Below are 23,978 nucleotides of genomic sequence, written 5' to 3' on the forward strand. Positions count from 1 at the left end.
CTTGAACTTCTAACTCTTTAAAACCTTTCTTTTACCTCAAGCAAAACGCCCAATATGGCTAAGCGCATTATCTACAACGAGCAAGCTCGTCGAGCACTTGAAAGAGGCATCGACATCTTGGCCGAATCTGTGGCCGTAACTCTCGGCCCTAAAGGACGGAACGTAGTCCTAGAGAAAAAATTTGGAGCTCCTCAGATTATTAATGATGGAGTGACGATTGCGAAGGAGATAGAGCTTGAGGATCACATTGAAAACACTGGCGTTGCTCTTATTCGTCAAGCTGCTTCTAAGACAAATGATGCAGCTGGTGATGGGACAACAACTGCAACAGTTCTAGCTCATGCAATGGTTAAAGCTGGTCTGAGGAATGTTGCTGCTGGTGCAAATGCAATCACCCTCAAGAAAGGCATAGATAAGGCAACAGATTTCCTTGTTCAAAAAATTCAAGAAAATGCTAAGCCTATTAGTGATAGCAATGCAATAGCTCAATGCGGAACAATTGCTGCAGGTAATGATGATGAAGTAGGACGCATGATTGCTGATGCAATGGATAAGGTTGGGAAAGAGGGAGTAATTTCTCTTGAAGAAGGAAAATCAATGACCACAGAATTAGAGGTCACTGAAGGTATGCGTTTTGATAAGGGATATATTTCTCCTTATTTTGCTACTGATACAGAAAGAATGGAGGCAGTATTAGATGAGCCTTACATACTTTTAACGGATAAAAAAATAGGACTAGTTCAAGATTTAGTCCCTGTTTTAGAGCAAATCGCTAAGACTGGAAAGCCTCTTATCATTATTGCTGAGGACATTGAGAAAGAAGCATTAGCAACGTTAGTCGTTAATCGTTTAAGAGGTGTTTTGAATGTAGCGGCTGTAAAAGCTCCTGGATTTGGAGATAGAAGAAAAGCGATGCTTGAAGATATGGCTGTTTTAACTAATGGTCAATTGATTACTGAAGATGCAGGCCTCAAGCTCGAAAATGCTCAGTTAGAAATGCTTGGAACAGCCAGAAGGGTAACTATTAACAAAGACAACACAACTATTGTCGCTGAAGGCAATGAAGTTGCTGTTAATGCAAGGTGCGAGCAAATTAAAAAGCAGATGGATGAAACTGATTCCACATATGACAAGGAAAAATTACAAGAACGTCTTGCAAAGCTTGCTGGCGGAGTTGCAGTAGTCAAAGTTGGAGCTGCAACTGAGACAGAGATGAAGGATAAAAAATTGCGACTTGAAGATGCAATTAATGCTACTAAAGCTGCAGTTGAAGAAGGAATTGTTCCTGGAGGAGGAACTACTCTTGCCCATTTGGCTCCTGAGCTCAATAAATGGGCTGACAATAATCTTCAAGGTGAGGAGTTAATTGGAGCGAATATTGTTGAGGCTGCTTTGACTTCACCACTAATGCGAATTGCTGAAAATGCAGGAGCTAATGGAGCAGTTATTGCAGAAAACGTTAAGAGTAAGCCTATGAATGACGGGTACAATGCTGCTACTGGTGACTATGTAGATATGCTTGCAGCTGGAATTGTTGATCCTGCAAAAGTAACGCGATCTGGTTTGCAAAATGCAGCATCAATTGCAGGGATGGTTCTAACAACTGAATGCATAGTTGCAGATTTGCCTGAGAAGAAAGACTCTGCACCAGCTGGAGGTGCTGGAGGAATGGGCGGTGATTTTGATTATTGATGAAAATTCATCAATAATAGATGTCTAAAAAATAGGGATTAGTTTAATACTAATCCCTATTTTTTTTGTTCATTTTTTAACTTTAAATAATAATTGATTAATTAGATTTTATAACTTTGAATTATGGACGATATCTTTTTTAATTATCTACTTCAACCAGTAAATCTAATCCTGTCTATAAACTCTTAACCTTATTCCTTTTGAGAATATTCTTCTAATTTAGCCATCCAGCACTTAAAACTATTGCAAGAACTATAAATATAGTCAAGCAAATCCAAGTAGCTTTATTGAGTGTAGATTCTGCACTACTTGCACTTGTAAACATAGAGCTTCCACTAGCGGCTATACCACCCATTCCGTCTCCTTTTGGACTATGTAAAAGAACTAGAAGTATTAATAACAATCCTATTGAAATCCAAACCCAAGAAAGAATTGAAATAAGCATGATTTGCGGATGTTTTATACGTGCTGAGGAACTCTATTTGAAAAGGCTGGTGTTTCGGCAGGTTCAATTAAAGATGAACCTGTCATTGCATCAGGCTTAGGTAGATTTAATAGATGAAGCAAAGTAGGAGCCAAATCAGAAAGACCACCCCCTTCTCTTAATCGTATGTCATTGCCATAACCATTTAATTTAATTTTTTCACCTTCTATAAGAATTACTGGAACCGGATTCGTTGTATGAGCTGTCCATGGTTCTCCGTCAGCTCCTTGCATTAATTCGGCATTCCCATGATCTGCTGTGATTAATAAAGTGCCGCCCATTTTTCCAATAGAATCAAGGATGAGCCCAACAGATTCATCAACTTTTTCAATTGCTTTTATAGCTGCTTTGAGATCACCAGTATGGCCAACCATATCTGGATTTGCATAGTTGATTACTACTAAAGAATAAATACCTTTTTCAATAGCGTTCTTGCATGTTCTAGTTAATTCATCTGCTGACATTTCTGGTTGAAGATCATATGTTGCAACTCTGGGGGAAGGTACTAAGTGTCTGTCTTCTCCAGTTAAGGGTTTTTCAATACCGCCATTCAAAAAGTATGTGACATGAGGGTACTTTTCTGTTTCAGCAGTTCTGTATTGGCGTAGACCATGTTCAGAAACTACTTGGCCAAGAAGATCATTTAAAGATTCAGGAGGAAAAGCAATTTCTACAGGTAGGTTTGCTTCGTATTGGGTAAAAGTAACAGTGTGAATCTTGGGCGAATTCTTACGCTCAAATTCATTAAATTCAGGAAGAGTCAGTGCTTTAATTAACTGCCGAGCCCTATCAGGCCGAAAGTTAAACATAATTAATCCATCACCATCTTTTATATAAGAAGGAGTTAGTCGAACAGGTTCTAAAAATTCGTCAGTAATTCCTTTGGAATAACTTTCTTCAAGGATTTTTGAGGTGGGTAAGGTTGAAATTTGTATTTCTGGATTGGTCAATAATTCATATGCTTTGGAAGTCCTTTCCCATCTATTATCTCTATCCATAGCCCAATAGCGACCACATAAACTTGCCAGTTCTCCTACCCCAGCAGACTTGAAGGAATCTTCAATAATTTCCAGATATTTTGAGGAGCTTTTTGCAGGAGTATCCCTGCCATCTGTAATTGCATGTAAGGAGAGTTTTGCAAGTCCATTTTCCGCTGCCCATTCAATTAAGCCATTCAGATGATTTACGTGACTGTGCACCCCTCCATCTGAGCAAAGGCCAATTACATGAAGAGTGCCTTTGCTTGTCTTTAAAAAACTACTAATGTCCTTCAGAGCTTTTATTTGATCAAGCAATCTCATACGAACTGTGTTGCTAATTCTTACTAACTCTTGTTGAAATATCCGACCTGCTCCAATTGTCAGATGGCCTACTTCAGAATTACCCATTTGATCATCAGGTAACCCTACGTGTGATCCGCTCGCTTCAATAAAAGTATGCGGATAGGCTTGCCATAGCGCATCCATTACAGGAGTATTTGCAGCCTTTACGGCATTATTAGCTAGTTCTTCTCTATGTCCCCATCCATCAAGTATTGCCAAAACGACTGGCGCAACGGGTTTGGTGTTTATTGGAATAGCCGAATTACTCTCTGCCATTAAAGAGACTGATTCCTTAAAAAAAACTATTAAATATCAAATTACTTCTTCTTTGCCAATGAGGCTATCTATAAGAAGATCCGTTAGCTTTTGCGAATGAAATTTATTGTGTTTCTCAGTTATTCTCGGTTCAGGGTGAAATCCATTTTGTAATTATTTGAGATGATTAATCCTGATAAACAGAGCAGGGTTGAAATCCTTTCAGAGCAAGAGGTCGAACTTGCTCTCAATAGGCTTGCTTCACAAGTTCTTGAAAACATATCTGATATAAACAATGTATTACTTTTGGGGATTCCCACTAGAGGCGTTCAACTGGCTATTGTTTTAGCGAAAGAACTAAACAAAATTACTGGTAAAAATGTCTCTCAAGGTATTTTAGATCCTACTTTTCATAGAGATGATTTAGTTCGAGTTGGTACTCGCATTGCTCAATCAACAGATATACCTTCAAGTGTTGAAGAAAGAGAAGTTGTTTTAGTTGATGATGTGATTTTTACAGGGCGAACGATTAGGGCTTCTCTAGAGGCTTTGCAATCGTGGGGAAGAGCAAAAAAAGTTATGTTATTAACTATGATTGATAGAGGCCATAGAGAAGTTCCTATTCAACCTGATTTTTGTGGGCGAATTGTTCCCACTAGTCGTAGTGAATCTATTGAATTGAGACTAAGAGAAGTAGATGGTGAGGGAGGGGTCTTTTTACGTAAAATTATTGAATAATTCTTTGATCTTTGATCTTTGATCTTTGATTGTTAAACTTTATCTAATTGAACCAAGAGTCTTCAAGCCTATTTCTTGATTATTTCGAAGGTCAAGACCATGAAGAGTTAACTCGCAGTTTTCATTAATATTGAATTTTAATTTGAGACAGTCTTCACCAGGTTGAGCAGGAGAATCTAACTTAATAGAAGTATTTACTTCTTTTGATGATGTAATAGTGGGTTTTATTGGACCATCTTTAATTGTAGGTATTCCATTTACATATATAATTTCATTCACTCCTTCAAAATTTGGCTCACCAGTCTTGATCTCAATTTCTTGTTGGTTTTTATTGCTTGCCCCAAGAACGATTTCCAGAGGCTTTGATGTAGGCCAAGGTTGACCTGCAAGAAATAGAGGATGCCAGATATGAATTTTGTTTTTTTGATCCCAACATCGAATTGATATTCCTTTTTGAAGTACATCTCTAACTCTTACTCCAGGCGTCAGGCTGAGAGCTCCTATCGCAATAGCTTCAATTGAAGGTGGCATAAGTAATTCAATAGGCATACATTTGTCTTTCAACCATCTTTGAATGATTGGTATTCGTGAACCTCCTCCAACTAAGACAACTTTATCCAAATCCTCAAGATTACATCCATTCTTTTTGCTGCTACTCAATGTGTGATCAAAGAGGGCTTCTAGAATTTTTATTAAACCTTTGCTTTGTAAAAGCTCTTCTAAAATTACTTTGCTCATGCCTAGCTGAAGAGAGTCTTCCTTTAATGAACTTTGTTCTTTCTCAAAAAGGATTTTTGTGTCTTTAAGAAAAGGATCACTAAGTCTGCATTTCAGTCTTTCTGCCGCATTAAGCGTGGATTGGTTGAGTGATGAGTTTGGGAACAAATGATTTGCTATCCATCTATCTATATCTCTTCCTCCTATTCTCTGTCCTGCTTTCCCAAGAACCTTTGCGCAACGTAGAACTTGATTGCTTTTTTGTTCAAGGTCTTGGCCTCCAAATCGAAGTAGTTGAGCCACTGGTTGTGCTTTACCTTCTCCTCCTTCAAGGGCAACGATTGACATGTCTATTGTGCTACCACCAATATCGACAACTAATAACTTGGAACCTGGTTCTAAGCCTGCTCCCATAGCGGCAGCAGTAGGTTCATCTACTAACGCAATTTCATTTACTTTTAGTTCACTACACACTTTGAATAGCCAAGCTCTATATTTTTGATAAGTTTCTACTGGTGCAGTTAAAACAAGTCTTTTTACTTTGTATGTTTTAGGAATTCTCTTCCAGATTTCATTAATTAAAACTTCTCCAGCTTTTTCAGGGGTTAGACATGTCCCTTCAAAGTTTGATTGATCAGATGCACCTATCCATCTTTTAAAATCACTGCAAATATTGTTGTTGTCTTGTAATCCTAATTTGGATACTTCATTGCCAACGGCTAGAAAAGGTTCTTGTGCTTTGCAAGACCAAACAAGGCTAGGAATTTCTCCTGGAGTTCTTGTTATGTCAGCTAAGTCAAGTAGTTTTATCTCTGAATTTAATTCACCTTGAAAGGCTACAACTGTATTTGAATTCCCTAGATCAATAGCTAATGTGCCTACTTCTTCATTAGTCCCGTTAGGTTTGATTTGTTCTGATTCCACTCTAAAGATGCCTTAATTTGAAGTTGGAAAAATATTTATTAGAAAATGTATAAAATAAATGATTCATAAATTGGATATATTTTTTAATTTCTTAAAGGAATCATTCTTTGAAGTGATTTTCGATTGCTCAGAAAATAGCTCAATGTGACAGATCTTGATTTATTATGAATGAAAATTTTAAGAACGTGATCTCAACAGGTACCAATTCTAAAGATCTTGCACAACGAGGAGAGAGCCTTATTCGTCAAGCCAGTAATCGCTATCTAACTACTGTTAGAATTGCATTTCGAGCTAAACAGAGAAGATTTGATGATTTTGATGGGTTGCTAGAAGAGTCAACTGTTAAACCAGTACAAAGAGCAATAATTGAATTAAGTGATGAGCAAGATCAACCAGATTTGTTGCCAGGATAAATTTTGATAAGAAATGAAGGAATAGGTTGGAGACTGGCTATTGATGATTCAAGAAAAGATTTTGTTGTCCTTCTAGGAGGGGATAATTGGGCTAGCGAATTAACAAAAGAAGAATGGAACTCCTTGGTTCCGCTTGTATTGGAATTAGTTAATCAACATGAAACCTATAAAGACAAACTAGTTAGTGATGAATCAATTAGCTTTGAGCTCGAAAGATCTCCTTGGTGGGCTTGTTTAGATGGAAATAAAAGATTTTGGAGCTTAAAGCTAATTCTGTCGAGCGAACAACTTTCATCTTCTAGAGGCTTGGAGATGTATTGGCCTATACCCACTGCACAAGCTTTTGTCTTAGCAATGAGATCAATGTGGGATTCCAGTCAATAAAGTTTATCTTTTCTCGCAAAGATTTGTTTCGCTCTTCCCAACTTTGCTATTGGTATTGCACAGGTTTTCCACAGACTTAAATCTTTTTCCTATTGATATATAACGACTATGTGGAAAAACATTCTTTTGTATTTTTTTTTATCAAAATCAAGCAGTTTTTTTAACAAGAAATCCATGTTTCTCGAGATCTCTTGGTGTGACAGGCGTCTTTATTTGGGATTACGCGAGATCAAGGAATCATAACTAAGGTGACTCCTGCCTGAATTTGTGGTGAACTAGATCTCAAGTCACGAATTTACTTTTGATGGAGTTGTGCAATTTAGAGGCTTTAAAAAGCAATACTTGTTCATTAGAAGATGAGTCAACTCAGGGATCCGAAAGCATTGTTAGTTTTCATGCAAAAGTTCCTGTCCAGCTTCAACTGGCAATGAATAGTTTTATAGAACGTTATCCTAATTGGGATCAATATAGGTTGATACAGGCAGCTCTGGCAGGATTTCTTGTTCAGCAAGGTTTTCAATCAAGATCTGTGACACGTTTATATGTTGGTAATATGTTTAGTCTGAATACCTTTAGAAGTAATGGGTAAATTGCTGAGTATTAAATATACTTTCCTAGTATATTTAATAAGTTTAAAGCAGTTTTTTCATTAACTGGAATTATAGAAAGTCTATTTCCTTTTTGAACTAATTTTAATTCCTCTGGTTTATATAAATCTTTGATTTTATTTAGTGAGAGTTTTTCTTGAAACATGCCTAAATATTTTACTTTTACACAATCCCACGTTGGCTTTTCAATTAAAGACTTTGGATCAAAATATTTTGACTTTGAATCAAATTGTGTTGGATCTACTACCTCTGTATCAATTACTTCCATAAGTCCAACAATACCTGGAGGCTTGCAATTGGAATGATAAAAGAACGCTTTCTCTCCTACTTTCATTGATCTCATATAATTTCTAGCCTGATAGTTTCTTATCCCATCCCATAATGTGGTTTTTTCTGTCGCAAGATCGTTGATACTATAAGCATTAGGCTCGCTTTTCATAAGCCAGTAGTTAGGTTCCTGTTGTGCCATGGGATCTCAGCGATATTCCGATGTGTGGATGGTGTGTGGATGGCTTAACATTCTCACCCTCATTTCTTTATTCTATTTCAACCAGGTTTTGATTACTAATACCAACAGATCGCAACTGGCTGAAATGTTTATATTCCTTGGCCTATTCCCTTGGCTTTCCCTCTAGAACCCATTTGTTCCACAACGTATTAATTTCTTTTTTATAGAAAGAAACTTTCTTGGTGATTGGTAGACAATTAACAATTAAGCCAAATGGAAATTTCATATACCAAGAATGGCAATTATCGATTAGGAACATTTCAATAAATTTGGGCTTTGTAGGAATAGCTAAACTTTTCCTCTGAGCCCATGCAATGCATGGCTTTATTTGTTCCTCAATTTCTTTATGCTTCTTTTTATATCTGGTGAATAGAAACCAGATAATGCCTACATAGATGAGTGGGATAAACAATGGTTTTCACTAAATCAGTTTTATGCATCAAGGACTATTTTTCTACGAACTGATTGATACTCCTCTTCAGTGATCACATTTCGATCACGTAAATCTCTCGCTTTAGCTATCCTCTGTTCAATATTTCTAGTTTCTTGTTTCCCGAATACATAACCTGTATAACCAATCAAAATTATCCCAAAAATTATATAGAAAACCATTCTCGATGTTCAATTGATACTATTCTAGTGCAGAGTAGATCTCAGACAATTTCTAGTTTCATTAAGTGAAACTTGGTCTACTTTTGTTGAGAAAGCTAGTAACGGCAACAGATCTGAGTTATTCCAATTTTTACTATCCACACCGTTTTTAAAACCTATCCACACATCGCTCATTGATGGAGTGATGCCAAGGTGGTACGCGTTTCAGCTCAGAGTATTCAGGTCGCTTCTCTGCGACTTCAAGGATCGATTCCAAGACTTTGGGAATCAGTTCGATGAACCAATCCATTCATCCTCATGCCTTCTTTTGGGAAGGGCGTATGGGGGTGATGGGAGTCCTTGCTACATCGTTAAACCACTTCTCAAATTTGTGCAGTTTTTGTAAGGCCCCTTTTACCGCCTGGGAAAATTAAACCATTATTATTAGAGGAGCTAGAAGAACTAGATGAAACTCAGAAATACAGCGATTGCTTTAGGAGTTGTTGTTGCTACTGCTGTGGTGTTTCTTGTTGCTAATGAGTCAAAAGCAGAAAGTGCCAAGTTTTATTCGAGGCAAGCAGAATCTAAATATAAAAAAGGTGACTATAAAGGAGCAGTATCTGATTTCTATAAAGCAATTGAGATTGATCCGAACTATGTAAGTGCTTATGGTTCTCTTTGTGGGATGTTAGTCAACCTCTATATGGATAAGGAGGCAATAATTTTTTGCGATAAAGCGCTAGATATAAAAGAAAAGAATCCATCAGTTACTCTTACTAAAGTTAATAAAGGAATTATCTATAGTAATCTTTGTGGTGCAAGATATAACCTCGAGGAATACAAACAAGGTTTACCAGACTGTGAAAAAGCAATTAAGATTAATCCCAATAATGATATTGCATATTACAATCTTGCGAACATAAAAAGTACATATTTACGTGACAATAAGGGAGCAATCTCTGATCTTGATAAGGCAATAAGAATTAACAATAGAAATCCACTCTACTTTGCTAATCGTGGGATTTTAAAGGAGCAATTAGGTAACAACAAAGGTGCATGTTCTGACTGGAGAAAAGCATCCTCCTTAGGGGATAAGGAGAGTAGCGAATGGGTAAGCAAGCAATGCTAAAAAATCTCCACAATGCTTATTTCATTTGGAGTGCGTGTTACCTTCTAGATTAGTTGAGACCTGAAGTATGATCTAGAGTCTCCACGAAATCTATAGCTCTTTATTTCTTTGCAGAGGACTTTATGAAAAGGGTATTGATAATGGCGGCTGTCCTTGGTTTAGCTAGTGCGTTAGGTGATATTCAGAAAGTAAAAGCATCTGAAGGGGATAAGGATCTTGATGTAGTTGAAATAGAGAATGCTGATCAATGGGATGTAAGTCCTAGGAAGATCCCTTACGGCCGAATAACCAAAATAAAATCTTCTTTCAGTGGAGAAGCTGAATATGCAGTCTTTGATAGGAATTACCTTAAGAGAGGAGGCAGTGAACAGTCTGTTTATACAAAATGGACATCAGATTATGTAAGAGGAGTTTATGAGCTAAGAGCGGGCTGTGGATGGGCAAGTTGTTCATTGGGATATGTGATAGATAGCGGAGATTTACCTTCTCCATTGGAAATTAAATATGGAAGTGAAAAATATACAATTTATGGTGACGATGGTAAATTCTATTTACCTAACTCTCTAGTTGAAAATATAAAGAAGAATAATAAGAGCAGTCTCTCAATTAGGTTTAAGAAAAAGGTTGTCCCAATGGGAAAAGGTACGGTAGAAACTCTTTCTAAAATGTATAATAATGTGATTAAAAAAACATGGAAGATTCCACCTGTAAAAATTTCTGCTCAGAAAGTTGGAAAGAATTTGAGTGTCGAAAAGCTATCAGCTCAATCATTGCCAAGTGTGGTTACTATTAAGAGCGGAGCTGGCCAGGGAACGGGCTTTTTTATTGATGATAATGGCATCCTTATAACTAATCGCCATGTTATTGGAGGTGGTTCTGCAAAACAAGTCAAAATTGAAACTGTTGCTGGCCCTGACTTAAAGGGTGATGTTATTTATGTAAGTAGAAAAGATGATTTTGCGTTGATAAAAGTGTCTGAAGGTAAGCTTCCTAAACCGCTTCCTCTTTGTTACGCAAGCTATCCCATTACAGGTCAGAGTGTTGTCGCATTAGGATCACCTTTAGGTTTAGCAAATACTGTTACAACAGGAATTGTTAGTGCTGTTAGACGATCTGGTAAGGATTTTAAATCAGTTGCTACTGAAGGTGCATCAATTATTCAGACCGATGCTTCTATTAATCCAGGTAATAGTGGAGGTCCTTTGCTTAACCAAAATGCCGAAGTTATTGGGATAAATACTTTTGGAAAGACTTCTAGTGAAGGATTGAATTTTGCAGTCTCAATCGTAGATATTTTGGAGCAACTTGAGGTGAAGAAACCTGAAGTAGAGACTTCTTGGTTCAGGAAGTTGAACAAATGTGGAAATTTTGATTCTTCCAACCCTCTTTTGAATTTCTTCGACAGGAAGACATCTGGAAGTTAATTGTGTGAATATTGTGTGAATGGATTTTTTAGATTTCTTCTAATCCCTTGGTATCACTTCTGGTTATCTTTTCATTGGCCAGTACCTAATTTCTTCAGTCATAGCCATAGGATCTCAGCTTTTAATTGTGATACTTAGAGGTTGTTCTCGGTGTTGAAACCTAAGAATTGCCTGCATTCTCTTTTCTATTCTTACTCAAATCGAAGAGACTTTCAAAAACAGCTAGAAAGGGGAATAGAAAAGCCTTGCTTTTTCTTGGTATAGGTTTTGGCGAGTATATAAAAACCGTAAAGCTCAAGGCTTAGATGAGGAGTGATTAATAACTTGTCAAAACAGAGGAAGTTCGAATAAGACTATGAAGTATGTCTAATTTTCATCCTTTTCTTCTAAGACTTTAGGTATCTTTGAATGGTTCAAAAGACCTTCATATGGGTCTAAGTATTCGGAATATAAGATCTCTTCGTAAAGATGAGGACTTTTCCCATGAATGTCTTGATTGTCATCCATTGTTTAAAGAGATTTCTTAAGGATTGATTGATTGACTTTTAGGTAAGGCTGAAAAGTATTCATTTGAAAGGTAATTGCAGATGGCTTGGCTTCTTTAAATTTTCTAATAATTGCTTTTCTTATTGAATTTTGCTTCTTCAGACTTATAGCTTCCATGGTGTTACTTTTAGGTTGAAATAAATATAATAATCTATTTTTTTGAAGATGTATCTAATGCAACAAAATTATATTATGGAAAGTATTTGTCCTTAAAGACTGACATCTTTGTGATGAATTATGTAGGGAGAGATACTAAATAGGATATTCATATTTGGATTTTTTCGCTGTTAATAAACAAGAGCATCAATAGCTACAGATATGTTCTCTGTAACTTTGTTAACTTAATTAGTGTTTAAGACTTATTAGCTTAGAACCATGTCTTTCTCTAATCTTAGAAAAGCTGAAATCTTTAATGGCAGATTGGCTATGATTGGAGTTTCTATATTAACTTTGACATCTTTCCTATAGCTTTATTTATTAAATATTTTTCTTCAAGTTGAGTGCTTAAGCTAATGCTATACGAACCAGGAACTAGAGAGTGCCATGCTTTAATCGAATCAAAGAATCGAATTGAAAGGATTATTTTTGACTTAAATGGGATTGAAAATATTGATCATATTAGTGCTCAATTGTTAGCTATTTATAATCAGTTAGAAGGTATACATCAATTATATAGAAGTAAGAGGAAGTTCGAATAAAGTTCGAATAAATTTTCCTCAAAAAGAGAGATCCCTTGGTATCGCTCAAAGCTCACTCTTCATTAGCCAGTAGGAAATATCTTTTTCAGCCATTACGAGGGAAGAAGTTAGGGATATTTTAGACGTTTTTAGGCTTGCTAGAATTTTGCTAGAATAGATTTTCACGAATCGCCGAGATCCATTGGTATAACTATCGGCTCGCCTTTCATTAGCCACCAGTTAATATTTTCAGTTATAGCAAGGGATCTCAGCTTTTAATTGTGATACTTAGAGGCTATTCTCGGCGTTAAAACCTAAGAATTGCCTGCATTCTCTTCCCTATTCTTACTCAATTTGAAGAGACTTTCAAAAACCGCTAGCTAGGGGGTATGAAACGCTTACTTTCTGAAGCGAAGAAAAAAGAATAATCTTTAAACGCTAAGAAACTTCTCGACTACAGATTTACTTAATTCACTTGTTGGCCCATTAGCCACTATGCCTCCACGTTGCATTGCGTAATAACGATCTGCTTGCTTAACAAAATGGAGATGTTGCTCTACCAATAAAACAGCAATACCAGTTTCATCAATTATCCTTCTAACTGCCGACTCAATAGCTTGAACGATATTGGGCTGTATTCCTTCAGTTGGTTCATCAAGTAACAGTAACTTCGGTTTACCCAATAATGCACGTGCAATTGCGAGTTGTTGTTGTTGTCCACCGCTTAAGTCTCCTCCCCTTCGGGATAAAAACTGTTTAAGAACCGGGAACAATTCAAAGATAAGTTCGTCAATCTTTTTATGCTTCGCAACCCCTCCAGGTAAAGCTTCCATTCCAAGTTGAAGATTCTCCTCAACAGAGAGATAAGGTATTATCTCTCTACCCTGAGGAACATAAGCGATACCTGCACGAGCCCTTTGATGAGGAGGCTTTCTATTGATCAAATCTCCGTTGAAAGTAATCTCGCCACTACGAGGAGTTAATAAGCCTATTAATGATTTTAGAAATGTAGTCTTACCCACACCATTTCTACCTATAAGACATACCATCTCACCTGAGTTGATATTTATATCAACATTTCGAAGTATATGACTCTCGCCATAGTAAGTATTCAAACCATTTGTCTTAAGAAGGGTCATTAAACTTCCTCCTCAGACTGTCCTAAATAAATCTCTATTACTAAAGGGTCTTTTTCTATTTGGCTCATAGACCCCTCTTTCAATATATGTCCTTGATGTAAAACACTAACTGGACAATCAAGTCTACGAATAAATTCCATGTCATGATCAATAACTAAGATAGTATGATCACCAGCTAAAGATTTAAGAAGATCAGCCGTTAAATCTGTTTCTTCATCTGTTAAGCCTGCGACAGGTTCATCGACCAATAATAGATCTGGATCTTGTCCAACTAACATTGCAATTTCTAGCCATTGTTTTTGACCGTGAGATAAAGCTCCAGCCTTGATATTTGATTTGGATTGGAGATTGACAATACTCATTAAGTGTTGGATTTTATCTAATTGTTTAACCTTTAAACTATTGATTAATAATGAAAATGGAGTTTTAGGTCTGCTAACTGATAGAGCTAGATTTTCTTGTACAGATAAATTTTTAAATATTCTAGGACTTTGAAATTTCCTACCAATCCCTTTACGAGCTATACGATATTCTTTTTGCCCAATCAATGATTTATCTTTGAAAATCACATCACCTTTTGTTGGTACTACTTTTCCGGTAATAACATCTAAAAAGGTAGTTTTACCTGCGCCATTTGGACCGATAACTGCTCTAAGATCACCTTCATTCATAACTAGATTAAGATCATTAAGAGCAAGGTATCCATCAAAACTAACTGAAATTTGTTTTATCTCTAGCAATGGAGAATTCATGATTTCACCTCACCTTGTTCATTGACTTCAAGACTTGGATATGTTTTTATCTTTTTATTAATGCCTATCAAATAAAGTAATTCCTTTATTCCACCTCTTCTTATCCAGCCTAAAATACCTTCGGGGAGTGCTGTTACAACAAAAATAAATAACCCGCCTTGTATAAACATCCAGCTAGCTGGTAGTGCTTCACTAACTAAACTTTTTGCATAATTGATGAAAACAGCTCCTAAAATTGCACCAAGTAAAGTTCCTCTTCCTCCAACCGCAACCCAAATAACCATTTCAATAGAAAAAGGAACAGTCATAAACTGAGGTGAAACTATACCGGATTGAACTGTATATAAAGCTCCTGAAATTCCTGCTAATCCACCTGCTATTGAAAAAATTATGGTTTTAAAAACAACTGGATTGTAACCAGTAAAGCGGACTCTAGATTCATCATCTCTAATTCCAATCAAGATGTCTCCAAACCTATCGCGAACAATCCAACGTGAAAAAAGCCATGCAAATATAACTAAAATTGCAGTTAACCAAAAGAACCCTCTTTGCATTATTTCTGAACCTACCATTTGTCCAAAAAGTTCCGTCACGTCTGTTTTTAAACCATTTGTTCCATTTATTAGTTTCTGTTGACCATTGAAGAAATTGAAGAAAACAAGAAGAGCTGCTTGTGTAAGGATTGAAAAATAAACACCTTTAATTCTATTTCTAAAAACTAAATAACCAAGAAGAGCAGCAATTATTGCCGGTAGCAACCAAATAGAAATAAGAGTAAAAATTGAATTTTTAAAAGGTTCCCAGAAAAATGGAAGTTTTTCTATGCCATATAAACCAAAAAATTCTGGGATAGCATTGGGAAATCCTTCTGAACTATTCAATTGAAGAAACATTGCGGCGCAATAGCCACCTAAAGCAAAGAAAATTCCTTGACCTAAGCTCAACATTCCAGTAAATCCCCAAATCAAATCAACTCCAAGTGCAACAATTGCAAGGGATAGGTACCTACCTAAGAGATTCAATCTGAAAACCGGAAGAAAAGTTGGTGCAGCAATAATTAAGGCAATAATTACAACCCAGATAGTAAGGTTGATCCAATTATTTTTTGTAGAAATAATTGACATAAATTAAGACTCCACCATTCTTCCTTTCTGAGGGAACATCCCTGTTGGACTAAATTGCAAAAATAAAACTATTAGGGCAAATATCATTACTCTAGCCATGCTTGTTGTCGCAAAGAAATCTACTGTCGAAGCTAAAGGTGAAGGCATATCTGGCCAAATCGTTAGAAGTCTTCCTGCCCCAATCAAATCAGTCATTATCCCAATTGAGAAAGAAGCAAGGATTGTTCCTAATAAATTGCCAACCCCACCAAGGACTACAACCATGAAACATCCAACGATATAATTTACGCCAACATTTGGACCAACTGAACCAAGAAGTGATACAGCTACACCTGCAACACCAGCAATACCAGAACCAATTCCAAAAGTGATGATATCTACTTTCTCTGTTGAAATACCTAAACATTCACACATGGATCTATTTTGAGTGACTGCTCTAATCCGAAGCCCCCAAGCTGTTTTATCAAGAAAGAAAATAACAACAAGAACAGATATTAGTGTAATCAGAATTATTAACAGACGTGTTTTAGGATAAGTGCTTCCCAAAAAATCAATTCCTCCTCTCATCCAGGAGGGGGCAGTAACATCAACATTTCTTGCACTAGCGCGACCAAGCTTACTTACTAAAGATGATAAAACACCTCCTGTTGCTACTCCTATTAATGCAGACATGCCCCAAGTGCATGACCTGATTAATCTACCTTTTGCACCATGAAGTAAATTATCTGACAAAAATAGTGGTGTAATTAAGCCAATAAAAATTGCTATAACCAGCCCACTTCCATAGGCAAGTGGAACGCTCCTGACAAATTGTTGGAGAATTAGACTAACCCCCCATGTCGCTAAAAGAGTCTCAAGAGGACTTCCATAGAGACGTCTAATAACTGTTCGTTCTAAAAGAATGCCAACTGTTCCACTAACTAAAAAAGCAATTCCAATAGCAACAATGACGTAGGAGTCATAGAATGGTTTTAAAAAAGAAACTTGTTTGAAAATTAATTGAGTTATGTAAGTTGAATAAGCTCCAAGCATCATTAACTCACCGTGAGCAAGATTAATAACACCCATGAGTCCAAAGACAATTGCTAATCCCAGTGCGGCGATAAGCAAAACAGAGCCAATAGCAACGCCATTAAAAAGACTTTCAAGAATAAGTTGCACTAGATTAGTTTCTATTTTTACAGAAAATAAGGAGCCCTAAAGCTCCTTATTAGAATCGATTTATAAGTCAAAATTGAATCACATTCTATATTTTTCACCTTTCTTAGGATCAGTCCAATCACATGCATAACCTTTTGAACTTGGATGTTTTTGGTTCCACGCTTGTGGTTCAACAACTCCAGTTTCTTCAAGGATTGTAAATCCACCCTTTGCGTTGATTTTACCAATTCTCACTGTTTGAGATAGGTGATGGTTTGCCATAACCTCCACGGGACCTTGAGGAGCATCGAATGTCTGTCCAACCAATGCTTCTCTAACCGCATTGTCATCAAATGTACCGGCAGCTTCAACTGCCTGCTTCCAAAGATAAACCATGTTATAAGCAGATTCTTGAGGATCAGCTACAACACGATCACTACCCCATCTCTTCTTAAAGCTCTTAGCAAATTTCTTAGAGGCTGGAGTATCAATAGACATCATGTAGTTCCAAGCACCATAGTGGCCCTCAAGGAACTCAGGTCCAATTGTGCTAATTTCTTCTTCCGCAATGGAGTAGTTCATTACGTAATAACCGTTGGAAGGAGTGATTCCTGCGTCCTGGATTTGTTTGAAGAAAGCTACGTTTTGGTCACCATTCAAGGTGTTAATGATTATTCCACCATCAGGAAGAGCAACTTTTATTTTGGATATAATAGGTGCTACCTCTGTGTTACCCAAAGGAAGGTAATCTTCTCCAACAACTTTACCGCCAAGTTGTTTAACTTGAGCTTTAGTAATTGTATTAGAAGTTCTTGGGAAAACATAATCAGAACCAACTAAGAAGAAATCTCCACCAGCAGCTGGTGAGCGCTTGTACATGAAATCTGTAGCAGGCTCGGATTGCTGATTAGGAGTTGCTCCGGTATAGAAGATGTTATTGGAGCACTCTTGGGCTTCATATTGTATTGGGTAATAAAGGAATGCATCTTTAGATTCATAAACCGGAAGCATTGCCTTACGACTTGCAGATGTCCAGCCACCAAAGACAACGGGTACCCCATCCTGGTCTATTAACTTCTTAGATTTCTCAGCAAAGGTAGGCCAGTCTGAGGCACCATCTTCAACGATGTACTTGATTTTGTAGCTTTTCCCATCGACTTTTACACCGCCAGCTGCATTGATTTCCTCAATAGCCATTTTCTCTGTATCAACAAGAGTTGATTCCGATATTGCCATTGTCCCTGATAGAGAATGGAGAATTCCAACAGTTACTGTGTCATCAAAGTTGCCTGATGAATCTGACCCACCGCAAGCAGTAACAGTTACCGCTAAAGAGGCAGTAGCTAAACCTGTAAAGATACGCTTTGAAAGATTCATGAATTACTAACTAAATTAGTTGATTGCCCACTTAGGGGATTCATCGGAATGTATTCAACTGAACAACTATCCTTTTGTAGCTAATAAGACGGTTTAGTTTATTTGTCGAAAAGAAGATAAATTTACGTATCTGTGAATACTCTTTATGTAGACAAAGGTATTTGATTACACAAAAAATCTTCAATTCTGTTTATCCCCTCTCCTGTCTTTGTATTTGTGAAGCACCATGGAAGATCACCCCTCATTAATAAAGTGTCCCTCTCCATTACTTTCAAACTGGCACCCACCATTTCAGCAAGATCAATCTTATTTATAACTAACAAATCAGAACGAGTTATTCCTGGTCCACCTTTCCTTGGAATTTTGTCTCCAGCAGCAACATCAATGATATAAACACATATATCTACCAACTCAGGGCTAAAGCTGGCGGCAAGATTATCTCCACCGCTTTCTACAAATACTAAATCTAAATTTGAAAACCTTTGTTCTAACTCTTCAACCGCAATGCGATTTATAGAACAATCTTCCCTTATCGCTGTATGTGGACATCCTCCAGTTTCAACTCCTTTAATACGTTCAGGTGCTAAAGCCTTTGAATTAGTTAAAAATTTTGCATCTTCTTGCGTATAAATGTCATTTGTTACTACTGCGATTTCTAATTGATCTTTAAGGTTTTCACATAGTTTTTGAATAATAGCTGTTTTACCAGAACCAACTGGGCCAGCAATTCCTACTCTTAATTTACTTTCCATTAGCTTCTAAATAATCTTGAATAAAGTTCTACATGCGATTGTTGGGCCATGATTGCACCAACATCGCTAATCCAAATTTCTTTTGGATTTTGCTGTGATAAGTAATTTGCTTGAGACTTAATAATTAATAGAGATTTTTTTTGAAGTTTTTGAGCTTTTGTTGGCCCTAATGACAATAACCTTAATGCTGCACTTAATTGATTAGCTACCCAACTATATAAAAATCCCTCCACTAAATCAATTGGGGGGATATTCCAACATACTCCAGCCCAAGACCAAGCTATCGGCCATATGAACTTCTTTTCATTGTCAGGAAGAGGGTGATCTAGATCAATGAGAAGCTGTAATAAAGATTCACCCATTTGTGTTTGTTGAGATCTAATATCTGGAGAATCTCTTAATGAACTAAGCCAAGAATTCCACTCTTCAATAACAAATTTATGTTGGATATCTCGATTATTCTTCCAATTAACTAAATCTTTCATTATATAAGAAATTGAGCTTGCCTCAATTGTTATCTGACCTCTAGAAAGCTCACTTTCAATCCAATTAAAAAGAGTTGTCTCGTTATTTACTTTTTTATTTTGAACAAGCCACTCCAATCCTTCTGAGTAACTAAAAGCACCAACTGGTAATGATGGACTTAATAATTGTAAAAACTCAAGTTGCATTAATTGATTTTATCAAGAATTTTATGTATAAGCACCAATCTCGGGAGAGAAAGCAACTTGAGCAAATTCTATTTCGAATCCTTGTTGTTCTAACATTTTTCTCATGACTACATCGTTTAGTAAATATATATCTCTCTCATGAAACTCTATCTCAACATGTCTATTACCTAAATGATATGCAGCTTTTAATAATTTCAATCTATTGTCTGAACTTACTTTGATTAAATCCTCTTTAGCGGCCTCGATGGTTACATAAAATAATGAATCTTCACTTTTTAAAACCTCTCCAGGAATCAACCTGCCGCCGCCTCGAGGTAAATTTAAAATAACCTCAATTCCATTTAAGGTGGATCGCTTCCCTCGTAGTTGGCCCCTCTCTTTCGCAGATAAAGATAGTATCAGACAATTTTCGTTGGCCTGTGTACTTGTTCTCTCTGTGAGATAGATTAATGTCTCTGACACATTTCAATTAGTTGTGGATTTAGATTTTAACGGTTATATCTACAAGATTAGAGAATTCTTATTTCCTCAATATTTTTCTAATTTAAATGATACAACGAATAAATGACTTCTAAATGGCATGGAACTTGTGATCTAAGACTTTTTAAGAAGCCAGGATCCAGAGACATTGACAATTTAATAACTATCCATCAAGCCAAGTGCAAAGCTCCTCTAAAAATAATGAAAGTGTTCAACAACAAAGAGGATGGGAGGTGTGAAGTTCCCATCCTTCACAGTGCAGGAGGGATTGTGGGAGGTGACCAACTAACGATAAATGTAAATGCTGAAGAAAATAGTAGTGCAATATGTTCTTCAGTTGCAGCTCAAAAAGTTTATGGAAGTAGAGGTAGATCAAAATTGAATCCAGAAGGGATCTGGTCAAATCAAAATTGTTTTTTTAATATTGAAAAAAATGCTGACTTTGAATGGATGCCTCAAGAACTAATTATTTATGAAGGGGGGCTTTTTGAACAGAATATGACTGTTAAGTTGGATAACTCATCAAGTTTCCTATGTGTTGATTTGGTTCGCTTAGGACGAACTGCGATAGGAGAAAAACTTGGATCTGGAGTATGGAGGTCCTCTTTAGAGATCTTTAGAGAGAGTAGCAAGGGGAAGCAATATGAATTCAGTGACCGACTAGAACTTTCCGGTAATGCGCTTGAATCAATTCATGGTTTAGATGATCAGCCAGTATTTGGATCGTTAACATGGGTAACACCCAAAAGTACAAACAAACAAGCCTTATCAAAATTATTAGAAGAATGTCGTCAACGAAGAGAAGGGCTTGAAGGATTCATGACTTGCAGCCTGCTTGATAATGGTATTTCAGCAAGGTATAGAGGTACATCAACGCAATCAGCTCGATTTTGGTTTTATAGAATTTGGAGTCTTACACGAGTTATAAGGAAATCTACTATTCCTGATTATATGAGGATTTGGCCTATGCAAGAGAATGCATTAACAGATACAGATTGTCCATGATGAACTTTTCGGGAATTGAATCCCAGTAAAATGATTTTGTAATAATTAAAAAATGTACTTAAGTCCTCAAGAGAAAGACAAATTACTTGTGGTTACGGCTGCTCTTCTTGCAGAGCGAAGATTGAAAAGGGGACTTAAATTAAATCATCCAGAAGCTGTTGCTTGGCTTAGCTTTCAAGTACTTGAAGGTGCAAGAGATGGAAAAAATGTCTCAACTTTAATGACTGAGGGGACAACATGGCTCACAAAAGAACAAGTTATGGAGGGTGTACCCGAGCTAATCGATGAAGTCCAAATAGAAGCCGTTTTCCCAGATGGAACAAAACTGGTAACACTTCACAATCCAATTAGTTAATTAAAATCATGTCAAATGTAATCCCTGGAGAACTTATTCCCGAAGATGGTTTCATCGAATTAAATCAAGGTAGAGACGTCACAACTCTTAAAGTCGCTAATATTTCCGATCGACCAATTCAAGTAGGTTCTCATTATCATTTCTTTGAATCTAATAACGGCCTGGAATTTGATCGTCAACGATCTATTGGTATGCGGTTAGACATCCCAGCTGGTACTGCTATTAGGTTTGAGCCAGGTGATCAGAGAGAGGTTGATCTTGTGCCTTACGCAGGAGACCGTAAGGTCTTTGGCTTCAACGGACTTATAAACGATTCACTACATTAATTAAATGCCTTTCAAAATCTCACGTCAAGCTTATGCCGAGACTTATGGCCCTACAAAAGGTGATCGTATTAGACTTGCTGATACAGACTTGATTCTCGAAGTTGAACAAGATCATACTCACTATGGAGACGAAGTTAAATTTGGTGGAGGCAAAGTTATTCGTGATGGGATGGGACAATCACAACAAACTAGAGATAATGGAGTTGTAGATACAGTTATTACCAATGCACTTATTCTTGATTGGTGGGGAATTGTTAAAGCTGATATTGGTATTAAAGACGGAAAAATTTCAGGTATCGGAAAAGCTGGGAATCCAGATACTCAAGAAGGTGTCAATATTATTGTAGGAGCTAGTACAGAAGCAATAGCAGGAGAAGGAAATATTATTACTGCAGGAGCTATTGATAGTCATATTCATTTTATTTGTCCACAACAAATAGAAACTGCTTTAGCTAGTGGGGTTACCACAATGCTCGGAGGAGGGACAGGTCCAGCAACAGGCACCAATGCAACGACATGTACACCAGGAGCATTTCATATCTCAAGAATGCTGCAATCAGCGGAGGGATTTCCTGTTAATTTGGGATTTTTTGGAAAAGGTAATGCAACGAATAAATCAGCATTAGAAGAACAAGTGAGAGCGGGTGCTTGTGGATTAAAGCTTCATGAGGACTGGGGAACGACACCGGCTTGTATTGATTCTTGCCTAAGTGTTGCGGATCAGTTAGATGTTCAAGTTTGTATTCATACAGATACTTTAAATGAGGCTGGTTTTGTTGAAGATACGATTCGGGCAATAAAAGGAAGAACAATTCATACCTTCCATACAGAAGGAGCTGGAGGTGGTCATGCTCCTGACATTATCAAGATTTGTGGAGAATCTAATGTTATTCCAAGTAGTACAAATCCGACTAGACCTTTCACTCTAAATACTCTTGAAGAGCATTTAGATATGTTGATGGTTTGCCATCACTTGGATCCCAAAATTCCTGAGGATGTTGCATTTGCAGAGTCCAGAATACGTAGAGAGACTATTGCTGCTGAGGACATACTCCACGATTTAGGAGCTTTTTCTATTATTGCTAGTGACTCTCAAGCTATGGGAAGAGTTGGAGAAGTTATTAGTAGAACTTTTCAAACTGCTCATAAAATGAAAGTTCAAAGAGGTGCTTTACCAGAAGATAATGGCAGAAATGATAATCATCGTATTAAAAGGTACATCTCAAAGGTGACCGTTAACCCTGCAATAGCGCATGGAATTAGTAGTCATGTTGGTTCTGTTGAAGTTGGAAAACTTGCTGACTTAGTACTTTGGAAACCAGGCTTTTTCGGAATAAAACCAGATTTGGTAATTAAAGGGGGATCTATTGTATGGGCACAAATGGGCGATGCTAATGCCTCAATACCAACACCTCAACCTGTACATGGCCGACCAATGTTTTCAGCATTTGGGAAAGCTATAAATTCTAGTTGCCTCACTTTCTTAAGTGAAACTGCTATCAATGCAGGTGTACCAGAACAACTTAAATTAGAACGATCTTATGCTGCTGTGAAAAACACAAGAGAGATATCCAAACAATCAATGAAACTCAATAATGCAAGGCCAAAAATAGAAGTTGACCCTCAAACTTATGAAGTTTTTGCAAATGGTGAACTTTTAACTTGTGAACCAGCTGAATCTTTACCTCTTGCACAGAGATATCTATTACTTTAATTGTTAATAGAAAAAATATTCAAAGATTCTTTTTAAAATCACTATTTTGTTCTATCGACCTTTCTCTTGCATTTTTAAAAGCATTGTGAGTAGTCGTCTTTGATGAATAAGGATAATTCCTAAAATAAAGAGAAATAAGTAAGAGAAAGTTTGGGTAAAGTTTGGGTAAATTTCTATGTTTCGCTGAGAACGTAGTCTTAGCTTGAAATGAGTGTTTTCATTAGCCAGTAGTTAATTTCTTTAGACATGTTTGTATCAGAGGGATATCGTGAAAATTAAGAAGTTTGAACAGAGTTTGAACAGACTCCTTTTACCCTCTACATGTGGTCATGCTTGAGTCTGTATCGCCAGCCTTCCAGATACAACGTACATAAATGGGATTGTCCAAAGTTCCCTTTCCACCAAATCCAGCCATGGCGACCATTGGGATACTAAAGATTGACAATGCAAGTAAGGAAGTGGCTGCAGGCTGAGCAAGTCTTAGGAGAGTTTCTTTGTCCATAGCCCAATAGTTTTTTAATTACTATAAATATAGTTAAATCGCTAGATTCATTAGCCCACAGATATTTGGCTCGCTCTCCATTAGCCAGTAGTTAATTTCAGTCATAGTCTGTAATCTTAGCGATACTTGATGGTTGGAATGGAGTTGGAATGAAACCTCATTCTTCCATCTCTTTTCTTTACTCTATCTAATTTGGAGTAGGTGGTCAGCGAAATCGATTAGTCCGTTC

At 36.9% G+C, this 23,978-nt stretch carries 29 protein-coding genes; 14 read left to right on the plus strand and 15 right to left on the minus strand.

What is annotated here, in order from left to right; all coding sequences use genetic code 11:
- The first annotated feature begins 54 nt into the window (after positions 1 to 54).
- The gene (groL, locus tag SOI85_RS07895) at positions 55 to 1,692 is read left to right on the plus strand and encodes a chaperonin GroEL (protein WP_320663847.1); all 1,638 of its coding nucleotides are present in this window, start codon (positions 55 to 57) and stop codon (positions 1,690 to 1,692) included.
- A gap of 214 nt (positions 1,693 to 1,906) precedes the next feature.
- On the opposite strand, the gene secG is transcribed toward groL, so the two are convergent.
- Positions 1,907 to 2,137, minus strand: a complete 231-nt coding sequence (gene secG / locus SOI85_RS07900; RefSeq protein ID WP_320663848.1) for a preprotein translocase subunit SecG — start codon at positions 2,135 to 2,137, stop codon at positions 1,907 to 1,909.
- 14 nt (positions 2,138 to 2,151) lie between these two features.
- Positions 2,152 to 3,774 (minus strand): 2,3-bisphosphoglycerate-independent phosphoglycerate mutase, encoded by a 1,623-nt coding sequence (gene gpmI / locus SOI85_RS07905; protein WP_320663849.1) that lies wholly within the window; start codon positions 3,772 to 3,774, stop codon positions 2,152 to 2,154.
- A gap of 162 nt (positions 3,775 to 3,936) precedes the next feature.
- Here gpmI and pyrR point away from each other — a divergent pair, with 162 nt between their 5' ends.
- Entirely contained in the window at positions 3,937 to 4,491 is a 555-nt protein-coding gene (gene pyrR / locus SOI85_RS07910; RefSeq protein ID WP_320663850.1) for a bifunctional pyr operon transcriptional regulator/uracil phosphoribosyltransferase PyrR, read from the plus strand.
- 39 nt (positions 4,492 to 4,530) lie between these two features.
- Here the strand turns inward: pyrR and SOI85_RS07915 are convergent, their stop codons facing one another.
- Positions 4,531 to 6,132 carry an Hsp70 family protein gene (locus tag SOI85_RS07915; RefSeq protein WP_320663851.1) on the minus strand — a complete coding sequence of 534 codons (1,602 nt, stop codon included), beginning with the start codon at positions 6,130 to 6,132 and terminating at the stop codon, positions 4,531 to 4,533.
- A 185-nt stretch (positions 6,133 to 6,317) separates the two neighbouring features.
- On the opposite strand from SOI85_RS07915, the gene SOI85_RS07920 reads away from it, so the two are divergent.
- From SOI85_RS07920 to SOI85_RS07930, 3 genes are all read left to right on the plus strand, one after another.
- On the plus strand, positions 6,318 to 6,545 hold the full coding sequence (locus tag SOI85_RS07920) for a DNA-directed RNA polymerase subunit omega (RefSeq protein WP_320665164.1): 228 nt from the start codon (positions 6,318 to 6,320) through the stop codon (positions 6,543 to 6,545).
- 3 nt (positions 6,546 to 6,548) lie between these two features.
- Positions 6,549 to 6,929: a DUF1818 family protein gene (locus SOI85_RS07925; RefSeq protein WP_320663852.1), complete on the plus strand. Its 381-nt coding sequence runs from the start codon at positions 6,549 to 6,551 to the stop codon at positions 6,927 to 6,929.
- A 304-nt stretch (positions 6,930 to 7,233) separates the two neighbouring features.
- A complete protein-coding gene (locus tag SOI85_RS07930; RefSeq protein ID WP_320663853.1) occupies positions 7,234 to 7,518 on the plus strand; it encodes a DUF2811 domain-containing protein in 285 nt (94 codons plus the stop codon).
- A gap of 11 nt (positions 7,519 to 7,529) precedes the next feature.
- Here SOI85_RS07930 and SOI85_RS07935 read toward each other — a convergent pair whose 3' ends face one another.
- A complete protein-coding gene (locus SOI85_RS07935; protein WP_320663854.1) occupies positions 7,530 to 8,006 on the minus strand; it encodes an EVE domain-containing protein in 477 nt (158 codons plus the stop codon).
- A gap of 471 nt (positions 8,007 to 8,477) precedes the next feature.
- Complete coding sequence (locus tag SOI85_RS07940; RefSeq protein WP_320663855.1) at positions 8,478 to 8,657, minus strand: SHOCT domain-containing protein; 180 nt, start codon at positions 8,655 to 8,657, stop codon at positions 8,478 to 8,480.
- 275 nt (positions 8,658 to 8,932) lie between these two features.
- Here SOI85_RS07940 and SOI85_RS07945 point away from each other — a divergent pair, with 275 nt between their 5' ends.
- From SOI85_RS07945 to SOI85_RS07955, 3 genes are all read left to right on the plus strand, one after another.
- On the plus strand, positions 8,933 to 9,070 hold the full coding sequence (locus SOI85_RS07945) for a hypothetical protein (protein ID WP_320663856.1): 138 nt from the start codon (positions 8,933 to 8,935) through the stop codon (positions 9,068 to 9,070).
- Positions 9,071 to 9,102: 32 nt separating this feature from the next.
- On the plus strand, positions 9,103 to 9,765 hold the full coding sequence (locus tag SOI85_RS07950; RefSeq protein WP_320663857.1) for a tetratricopeptide repeat protein: 663 nt from the start codon (positions 9,103 to 9,105) through the stop codon (positions 9,763 to 9,765).
- Between the two features lie 140 nt (positions 9,766 to 9,905).
- Positions 9,906 to 11,189 (plus strand): S1C family serine protease, encoded by a 1,284-nt coding sequence (locus tag SOI85_RS07955; protein WP_320663858.1) that lies wholly within the window; start codon positions 9,906 to 9,908, stop codon positions 11,187 to 11,189.
- A gap of 366 nt (positions 11,190 to 11,555) precedes the next feature.
- Here SOI85_RS07955 and SOI85_RS07960 read toward each other — a convergent pair whose 3' ends face one another.
- The gene (locus SOI85_RS07960; RefSeq protein WP_320663859.1) at positions 11,556 to 11,696 is read right to left on the minus strand and encodes a hypothetical protein; all 141 of its coding nucleotides are present in this window, start codon (positions 11,694 to 11,696) and stop codon (positions 11,556 to 11,558) included.
- 414 nt (positions 11,697 to 12,110) lie between these two features.
- Here SOI85_RS07960 and SOI85_RS09745 point away from each other — a divergent pair, with 414 nt between their 5' ends.
- Both SOI85_RS09745 and SOI85_RS07965 read left to right on the plus strand, forming a co-directional pair.
- On the plus strand, positions 12,111 to 12,203 hold the full coding sequence (locus SOI85_RS09745; RefSeq protein ID WP_414477786.1) for a chlorophyll a/b-binding protein: 93 nt from the start codon (positions 12,111 to 12,113) through the stop codon (positions 12,201 to 12,203).
- A 44-nt stretch (positions 12,204 to 12,247) separates the two neighbouring features.
- On the plus strand, positions 12,248 to 12,433 hold the full coding sequence (locus SOI85_RS07965) for a hypothetical protein (protein WP_320663860.1): 186 nt from the start codon (positions 12,248 to 12,250) through the stop codon (positions 12,431 to 12,433).
- Between the two features lie 410 nt (positions 12,434 to 12,843).
- Here SOI85_RS07965 and urtE read toward each other — a convergent pair whose 3' ends face one another.
- The 8 genes from urtE to SOI85_RS08005 all read right to left on the minus strand — a co-directional run bounded on the left by urtE (position 12,844) and on the right by SOI85_RS08005 (position 19,829).
- Positions 12,844 to 13,551: an urea ABC transporter ATP-binding subunit UrtE gene (urtE, locus tag SOI85_RS07970; protein ID WP_320663861.1), complete on the minus strand. Its 708-nt coding sequence runs from the start codon at positions 13,549 to 13,551 to the stop codon at positions 12,844 to 12,846.
- Positions 13,551 to 14,303: an urea ABC transporter ATP-binding protein UrtD gene (gene urtD / locus SOI85_RS07975; RefSeq protein ID WP_320663862.1), complete on the minus strand. Its 753-nt coding sequence runs from the start codon at positions 14,301 to 14,303 to the stop codon at positions 13,551 to 13,553. The genes urtE and urtD overlap by 1 nt, the downstream gene beginning before the upstream one ends.
- Positions 14,300 to 15,427, minus strand: coding sequence for an urea ABC transporter permease subunit UrtC (gene urtC, locus SOI85_RS07980; RefSeq protein ID WP_320663863.1), 1,128 nt, complete (start codon positions 15,425 to 15,427; stop codon positions 14,300 to 14,302). The genes urtD and urtC overlap by 4 nt, the downstream gene beginning before the upstream one ends.
- 3 nt (positions 15,428 to 15,430) lie before the next feature.
- Positions 15,431 to 16,588: an urea ABC transporter permease subunit UrtB gene (urtB, locus tag SOI85_RS07985; protein WP_320663864.1), complete on the minus strand. Its 1,158-nt coding sequence runs from the start codon at positions 16,586 to 16,588 to the stop codon at positions 15,431 to 15,433.
- 78 nt (positions 16,589 to 16,666) lie between these two features.
- Positions 16,667 to 17,944 carry an urea ABC transporter substrate-binding protein gene (gene urtA / locus SOI85_RS07990; RefSeq protein ID WP_320663865.1) on the minus strand — a complete coding sequence of 426 codons (1,278 nt, stop codon included), beginning with the start codon at positions 17,942 to 17,944 and terminating at the stop codon, positions 16,667 to 16,669.
- A gap of 143 nt (positions 17,945 to 18,087) precedes the next feature.
- A complete protein-coding gene (ureG, locus tag SOI85_RS07995; RefSeq protein WP_320663866.1) occupies positions 18,088 to 18,696 on the minus strand; it encodes an urease accessory protein UreG in 609 nt (202 codons plus the stop codon).
- A complete protein-coding gene (locus tag SOI85_RS08000; protein WP_320663867.1) occupies positions 18,696 to 19,367 on the minus strand; it encodes an urease accessory protein UreF in 672 nt (223 codons plus the stop codon). The genes ureG and SOI85_RS08000 overlap by 1 nt, the downstream gene beginning before the upstream one ends.
- 21 nt (positions 19,368 to 19,388) lie before the next feature.
- Complete coding sequence (locus SOI85_RS08005) at positions 19,389 to 19,829, minus strand: urease accessory protein UreE (RefSeq protein ID WP_320663868.1); 441 nt, start codon at positions 19,827 to 19,829, stop codon at positions 19,389 to 19,391.
- A 102-nt stretch (positions 19,830 to 19,931) separates the two neighbouring features.
- Here SOI85_RS08005 and SOI85_RS08010 point away from each other — a divergent pair, with 102 nt between their 5' ends.
- Genes SOI85_RS08010 through ureC form a run of 4 tightly spaced genes read left to right on the plus strand, consistent with a single transcriptional unit; the run spans position 19,932 to position 23,247 of the window.
- A complete protein-coding gene (locus SOI85_RS08010) occupies positions 19,932 to 20,852 on the plus strand; it encodes an urease accessory protein UreD (RefSeq protein ID WP_320663869.1) in 921 nt (306 codons plus the stop codon).
- A gap of 52 nt (positions 20,853 to 20,904) precedes the next feature.
- Positions 20,905 to 21,207 carry an urease subunit gamma gene (locus SOI85_RS08015; protein WP_320663870.1) on the plus strand — a complete coding sequence of 101 codons (303 nt, stop codon included), beginning with the start codon at positions 20,905 to 20,907 and terminating at the stop codon, positions 21,205 to 21,207.
- Between the two features lie 8 nt (positions 21,208 to 21,215).
- On the plus strand, positions 21,216 to 21,533 hold the full coding sequence (locus SOI85_RS08020; protein ID WP_320663871.1) for an urease subunit beta: 318 nt from the start codon (positions 21,216 to 21,218) through the stop codon (positions 21,531 to 21,533).
- 4 nt (positions 21,534 to 21,537) lie between these two features.
- Positions 21,538 to 23,247 (plus strand): urease subunit alpha, encoded by a 1,710-nt coding sequence (ureC, locus tag SOI85_RS08025; protein ID WP_320663872.1) that lies wholly within the window; start codon positions 21,538 to 21,540, stop codon positions 23,245 to 23,247.
- 310 nt (positions 23,248 to 23,557) lie between these two features.
- Here ureC and SOI85_RS08030 read toward each other — a convergent pair whose 3' ends face one another.
- Positions 23,558 to 23,749 (minus strand): hypothetical protein, encoded by a 192-nt coding sequence (locus SOI85_RS08030; protein ID WP_320663873.1) that lies wholly within the window; start codon positions 23,747 to 23,749, stop codon positions 23,558 to 23,560.
- Positions 23,750 to 23,978 lie beyond the last annotated feature (229 nt).

Origin of the sequence: Prochlorococcus sp. MIT 1223 (assembly GCF_034092465.1) — a bacterium.
Taxonomy (GTDB): Bacteria; Cyanobacteriota; Cyanobacteriia; order PCC-6307; family Cyanobiaceae; genus AG-402-N21.

Bases quoted from the DNA above. Each gene is read 5' to 3' on its own strand.
- groL (WP_320663847.1), top strand. From the start codon at position 55: ATGGCTAAGCGCATTATCTACAACGAGCAAGCTCGTCGAGCACTTGAA.
- secG (WP_320663848.1), bottom strand. From the start codon at position 2,137: ATGCTTATTTCAATTCTTTCTTGGGTTTGGATTTCAATAGGATTGTTA.
- gpmI (WP_320663849.1), bottom strand. From the start codon at position 3,774: ATGGCAGAGAGTAATTCGGCTATTCCAATAAACACCAAACCCGTTGCG.
- pyrR (WP_320663850.1), top strand. From the start codon at position 3,937: ATGATTAATCCTGATAAACAGAGCAGGGTTGAAATCCTTTCAGAGCAA.
- SOI85_RS07930 (WP_320663853.1), top strand. From the start codon at position 7,234: ATGGAGTTGTGCAATTTAGAGGCTTTAAAAAGCAATACTTGTTCATTA.
- SOI85_RS07935 (WP_320663854.1), bottom strand. From the start codon at position 8,006: ATGGCACAACAGGAACCTAACTACTGGCTTATGAAAAGCGAGCCTAAT.
- SOI85_RS07940 (WP_320663855.1), bottom strand. From the start codon at position 8,657: ATGGTTTTCTATATAATTTTTGGGATAATTTTGATTGGTTATACAGGT.
- SOI85_RS07945 (WP_320663856.1), top strand. From the start codon at position 8,933: ATGAACCAATCCATTCATCCTCATGCCTTCTTTTGGGAAGGGCGTATG.
- SOI85_RS07950 (WP_320663857.1), top strand. From the start codon at position 9,103: ATGAAACTCAGAAATACAGCGATTGCTTTAGGAGTTGTTGTTGCTACT.
- SOI85_RS07955 (WP_320663858.1), top strand. From the start codon at position 9,906: ATGGCGGCTGTCCTTGGTTTAGCTAGTGCGTTAGGTGATATTCAGAAA.
- SOI85_RS07960 (WP_320663859.1), bottom strand. From the start codon at position 11,696: ATGGATGACAATCAAGACATTCATGGGAAAAGTCCTCATCTTTACGAA.
- SOI85_RS09745 (WP_414477786.1), top strand. From the start codon at position 12,111: ATGTCTTTCTCTAATCTTAGAAAAGCTGAAATCTTTAATGGCAGATTG.
- SOI85_RS07965 (WP_320663860.1), top strand. From the start codon at position 12,248: ATGCTATACGAACCAGGAACTAGAGAGTGCCATGCTTTAATCGAATCA.
- urtE (WP_320663861.1), bottom strand. From the start codon at position 13,551: ATGACCCTTCTTAAGACAAATGGTTTGAATACTTACTATGGCGAGAGT.
- urtD (WP_320663862.1), bottom strand. From the start codon at position 14,303: ATGAATTCTCCATTGCTAGAGATAAAACAAATTTCAGTTAGTTTTGAT.
- urtC (WP_320663863.1), bottom strand. From the start codon at position 15,427: ATGTCAATTATTTCTACAAAAAATAATTGGATCAACCTTACTATCTGG.
- urtA (WP_320663865.1), bottom strand. From the start codon at position 17,944: ATGAATCTTTCAAAGCGTATCTTTACAGGTTTAGCTACTGCCTCTTTA.
- ureG (WP_320663866.1), bottom strand. From the start codon at position 18,696: ATGGAAAGTAAATTAAGAGTAGGAATTGCTGGCCCAGTTGGTTCTGGT.
- SOI85_RS08000 (WP_320663867.1), bottom strand. From the start codon at position 19,367: ATGCAACTTGAGTTTTTACAATTATTAAGTCCATCATTACCAGTTGGT.
- SOI85_RS08010 (WP_320663869.1), top strand. From the start codon at position 19,932: ATGACTTCTAAATGGCATGGAACTTGTGATCTAAGACTTTTTAAGAAG.
- SOI85_RS08015 (WP_320663870.1), top strand. From the start codon at position 20,905: ATGTACTTAAGTCCTCAAGAGAAAGACAAATTACTTGTGGTTACGGCT.
- SOI85_RS08020 (WP_320663871.1), top strand. From the start codon at position 21,216: ATGTCAAATGTAATCCCTGGAGAACTTATTCCCGAAGATGGTTTCATC.
- ureC (WP_320663872.1), top strand. From the start codon at position 21,538: ATGCCTTTCAAAATCTCACGTCAAGCTTATGCCGAGACTTATGGCCCT.
- SOI85_RS08030 (WP_320663873.1), bottom strand. From the start codon at position 23,749: ATGGACAAAGAAACTCTCCTAAGACTTGCTCAGCCTGCAGCCACTTCC.